At 40.4% G+C, this 4,878-nt stretch carries 4 protein-coding genes; 2 read left to right on the top strand and 2 right to left on the bottom strand.

Translation table 11 applies throughout. From position 1 onward, the window contains the following. Positions 1-147 precede the first annotated feature (147 nt). The gene (gene kdpA, locus OGM63_RS05030) at positions 148-1,845 is read right to left on the bottom strand and encodes a potassium-transporting ATPase subunit KdpA (RefSeq protein ID WP_263744403.1); all 1,698 of its coding nucleotides are present in this window, start codon (positions 1,843-1,845) and stop codon (positions 148-150) included. Positions 1,846-2,490: 645 nt separating this feature from the next. Next, positions 2,491-3,405: a lysylphosphatidylglycerol synthase domain-containing protein gene (locus tag OGM63_RS05035; protein ID WP_263744404.1), complete on the bottom strand. Its 915-nt coding sequence runs from the start codon at positions 3,403-3,405 to the stop codon at positions 2,491-2,493. A gap of 682 nt (positions 3,406-4,087) precedes the next feature. On the opposite strand from OGM63_RS05035, the gene OGM63_RS29510 reads away from it, so the two are divergent. Both OGM63_RS29510 and OGM63_RS05040 read left to right on the top strand, forming a co-directional pair. Next, positions 4,088-4,198, top strand: coding sequence for a DUF6658 family protein (locus tag OGM63_RS29510; protein WP_318528405.1), 111 nt, complete (start codon positions 4,088-4,090; stop codon positions 4,196-4,198). 112 nt (positions 4,199-4,310) lie between these two features. Next, on the top strand, positions 4,311-4,878 hold a 568-nt coding region (locus OGM63_RS05040), incomplete at its 3' end, for a DUF6658 family protein (RefSeq protein WP_263744405.1).

A 4,878-nucleotide genomic window follows, 5' to 3' on the forward strand; every position in this document is an offset into this window, starting at 1 on the left:
GCGTCAGATGTGTGTAAGAGCCAGGAGTTGGGAGTGGGGAGTTGGGAGTTGGGAGTGGGGAGTTGGGAGTGGGGAGTTGGGAGTGGGGAGTTGGGAGTTTTTAACTCTTAACTTCTAACTCCGCTCCTCATAACTTTTTTGTTCTAACTACCGGGCAGCGAGTTTAAAACCTTCAGCGATCGGACCTAATGCTAAAACGGGGAAGAATGTCAGTACTCCTAAAATCAGAATTACTCCAGCGGTAATACTAGTAAATAGCAGAGAATCGGTTCTCAGGGTACCAGGGGTTTCTGCCAGTGTTGGTTTATGTGCCATACTGTCAGCTAAAAGTAGGATGGCGATAATTGGTACGTAGCGTCCTACTAAGATGCTCACACAAGTACTTAAGTTCCACCACAAAGCTGTAGGTGCAGGTTGGGTATCAGCTAATCCTTCCAAACCAGAACCGTTGTTAGCAGCTGCTGAAGCATATTCGTAAACTACTTGGGAGATACCGTGAAAACCTGGGTTGGTAATTCCCGATAAAGTGTTGGGAGAAGTTAAGGCGATCGCGGTGGGAATTAAAACTACAATTGGGTGAACCAGCAGAACTACGCTCGCAAGGATGATTTCTCGCTTTTCTATTTTGCGTCCGAAAAATTCCGGGGTGCGTCCCACCATCAGTCCAGTTAAAAATACGGTGAGAATTAGGTAAATGAATAAGTAAGCGGTGCCTGTTCCTTGACCGCCCCAAATAATCTGCAAAAATAAGTTAAAAAGGGTAGAAAAGCCACCACCTGGCATGAGAGAATCATGCATACCGTTGACAGCGCCGCACATGGTTGCAGTGGTCATGACTGCCCATAATGCAGTTTGTGCCCAGCCAAATCTTACTTCTTTGCCTTCTAAATTCGGCTGGTCTGTTGCTAAAGCGTTATTAATTAAAGGATTTCCTTGCAGTTCACCGACGGCTGTGATGCAAACTAAAATTACAAAAATGATAAATACCATCCAGAAAAGTAACCAAGCTTGTTTGGTGTTGTTGGCAAATAAACCATAGGTATAAATCAATGCCGCTGGAATCGAAATCATGGCGATTTCTTCGATTAAATTAGAAACACCATTGGGATTTTCAAAGGGATGTGCCGAGTTAACCCCAAAAAAACCGCCACCATTCTCACCTAGTTGTTTGATGATCTCAAAGGATGCGACTGGACCTCTTGCGATGTATTGCGTTGCACCTTCGAGGGTTCTGACAACTTGCGGTCCTGCTAATGTTTGCGGTACACCTGTTAAAAGTAAGGCGATCGCTCCAATCACCGAAATTGGTAGTAAAATTCGTGTGATCCCACGAGTCAAATCGACGTAAAAATTTCCTAAAGGTCTACCTGTTAAGCCACGAATAAAGGCAATTCCTACCGCTAATCCCGTCCCTGCTGAGGTAAACATCAAAAAGCCTAAAGCTGCTGTCTGGCTGAAATAACTTAAGGTTGTTTCGCCGGCATAATGTTGTTGGTCGGTATTTGTCAGAAATGAAATCGCAGTATGTAAGACTGTATCCCAAGTCGGCATCCCTAACCGCGTGGGATTAAAGGGCAAGAATTTCTGAAGCGCTATTAACAGACATACGAAAATGCCCATGATGAGATTAGTGTACAGTATTGCCCGCCCATACTGCCAACCAGTCATGTTATCGGGAACGCGGACACCTGCTAGTGTATAAATCAATCTTTCTACAGGCTGCATTACTAAATCAAGTAGCGTTTTTTCTCCTAAAAATACACGGGCTATGTATTTACCTATGAGTGGAGTTATTACTATAACAATGCAGAGCGTTAGCCCAATTTGCAACAATCCTTGTCCCATGTATTTCCTTTAGTTTTTTCAAGTACCTACTAACCGAGGCTGAAACTTTAAATTTAACAACTTGTGAATTTTCTTTGGCGATTAACCCGCGATATTTACGATCGCTTCAATTTTTTATACTAGATTTACTCTTCTGTGTTATTACTATTTTTCAGAGATTTTTTGAACTGTCCGACAAGAATACTTAAATTTTACTCTTATTCATTTATCTTCAATATCATATTATTTACCTTTATATTTGCTACTTTCAGACACTAGATGAATGGGGATTTTGTCAAATTATATACACTTGATAAAGTATAAGTTTACACTAATTTGTCAGGTTAATAACAATAACTCAGGTGTAGCGAAAATTATATTACATATTCAACTTTTTTTTGAAGTAAGTACGCAAAAAAAGTTAAGTTAAGAGTTGACATTACCCTGAATACTTCTTAGATAATGTGAAAATTGACCTGCTTAAGAACCCCGATTTCTCAAAGGATATCACTGAGGAATCAGGGGTTTTGACCGTAAAAACCTCTAATAAAGTTGAGAGCAAAAAGCGAGACAAAGCGATCGCACTTTCCATAACCCCATAAGAGAACGCATCCAAGGGTGAATTTGGAATTAGGAGCGAAACAAACCCAAATTCAGCACTTATGACTAAGTTTGGCGTTGTTCGTCGAGCCAAGCTAATGCTGCACCAGCGGTTTCGGCGACAATACTAATCAGACGATAGAGAGCGATCGCACTAATGACTATAGCAGCCGGAAAGCGATTTTGTAATAAGGCGATCGCTGTGGCTTCAAATACACCCAAACCCCCCGGAACAGGAACAACAAATCCCACTAACCAAGCGAAACTAAAAGCACCTATTAATAAAGGAATTTGACTTAAATTCAAAGGACCCAAAGCGAACATAGTTAATATAAACCCAAGGCTTCGCAGTCCCAAAAAGCCGAGTTCTCCTAACAAAGGTCCCAGGGGATAGCGTCCAATACTCATAGCGTTTGACTCGGCACCAGTCTTAGACATTTTCGCCTTCAAGCGTTGCAAAAAGCTAATAGCCGGATTTAAAAATCGAGGATGAACTACACAAAGCACTCCCAGCAAAGCCAGTAGTTGCATTATTTGCACGAGTAAGTTGATATTGCCTGCTGCAAATGTGCCGCCAAGTGAGACAATGATAATTAAAGCAGCAGCTGCCAGTAGTAACGGTTCTAGCAATACGCTCAAGGTGGCTACGCTTGGTGAAACATTGGCATTTTTGGCGGCAACAATTCGCCCATAGTGATGCCAAATATTACCTGGCAAATACTTAGCGATGTTTGTTTTGAGGTAAACTTGAATAAAATGCACAGATTCTACAGGTTGATTCAAGTCTTGCAGAACCCAAGTCCATACCCAGCCTGCCCAAGTGTGTGCAAGCATTGTGACACCTGTAGCGATCGCTATAATTGCCCATCCAACTGCATCAATGCGGATCGCTGTCACCTCAACCCAGTGATCCTTAAAAGCTCTGGCTAAAAAAAATAGCGTTCCCCCCAAAATTAGCCAGCGTAAAAATTGCTTCATCATTTCGGTAGTTTAACTGATAAAGTTTCCTATGGCTGAACACCTAAAATATTATGGTAAAATAGCCACACATACCCAGGTTTTATGAAAATGTGAAGCTCTCTTAACAAGTTTTCATATCCTAATTATCATTAAATTTTGTCCGAAATTAAAAATCAGTGTTGGCATTTGAGTTGTTTAAAACGGCGAAAAACTAGAAATTTTCTGTAATAAAAATGTGAAGCCGCATTGACAGTTTTCTATAGATTAATCAACTTCAATCTCAAGGCTGACATAACTAGACATCCACCGATCTTTTATTATGCGTTGCCCGAAACCCTTGTATAGAGGTAGCACATGCAACGTCTATACGTCTTTTGTACCAGATGTCTAGTAAAGATTAATTGATAACTAAATATTTATACAACAGAAAACAAAAGTAAATTGCCACAAGCAAATCCAAATCTCATGATAGTAGCTTATATCTCTCTTAAGTTAGAGAAAATTGACATAATGTGATCGTTAAAATGTGACCTTTGCTAGAGGCAAAGGTTGCTTTATTTACTCTAAGCTTGACAAGCGTTGATGAAAGATTTGTTAACTTAAAGGTAAACAAATCTGTTCACCGAAAAAAAATGGTTTGTTTCAAGTTGAAAGGAGGACTTCGTGAACGGTTTGATAGCTTTTTGGAAAAAATTACAAGCGAATTGAAACTGTAAAAGAAAAAGTTAAAGAAGCTTCAGGCTTTTTGAAAAACAAAGCAGATGAAGCCAATGCAAGACCAGAATTGCAAAAAAATCCCGCATTTGGCAAATAGGTTTTTTACCTGAAGTTGGAGATTGTGCAGAAATCCAAAATCTCAAACTTCAAATTATTGGGTTATCTTAGTTAAAGTTTAACTTATTTACACAAACACAAGGAGTAACAACATGGACAAAGTAATTGCTTGGCTAAAAAATATTCGCCCAATCAAAATATTGACGGTTTTGTGTATGGGGGTTTTACTGATCGTTACACAAGCTTGCGGTTCCGTAACAGCAGGAGAACCAAAAGCAGGAGCTAATTCTGAGCTATCCGTTCCCAAAGGTGATAAAATCCTTAATCCCTACGAAGGTGGAATGAACAACTTCAGCGATACCGATCCTAGATCAAAAGAAGCAAAAACTGAAGTTAAAGCCAAAGCTGAAGCTCTGAAGCAAAATGCTGAACAAAACGTTAATGACCAAACAGGTACTTTGGGAGAAAAAACCCTTCGCAGCTTAGAGAATAAAGGTGAAAACGCGGCAGATTTAGCCAAGAACCTTCAGCAAAATGCTCAGGGTGCAAAAGAGAAAATTGGCAATACCGCTGAAGATTTTGCCAAGGGAGTTCAGCGAGGACTGGAAAATATCAAAGACAACGCTCAGGATGCTGCCGGTGACTTGACAATAAATGCTCAACGTGCAGCTGATGATGCAAAAACAAATGTTCAGCGTACACTTGAAGATGCAGGGGATG

It is taken from the genome of Plectonema radiosum NIES-515 (assembly GCF_025753815.1).
Classification (GTDB): Bacteria; Cyanobacteriota; Cyanobacteriia; order Cyanobacteriales; family Nostocaceae; genus Hassallia; species Hassallia radiosum_A.

Coding starts and splice junctions, on each gene's coding strand:
- kdpA (WP_263744403.1), bottom strand. CDS start 1,845: ATGGGACAAGGATTGTTGCAAATTGGGCTAACGCTCTGCATTGTTATA.
- OGM63_RS05035 (WP_263744404.1), bottom strand. CDS start 3,405: ATGATGAAGCAATTTTTACGCTGGCTAATTTTGGGGGGAACGCTATTT.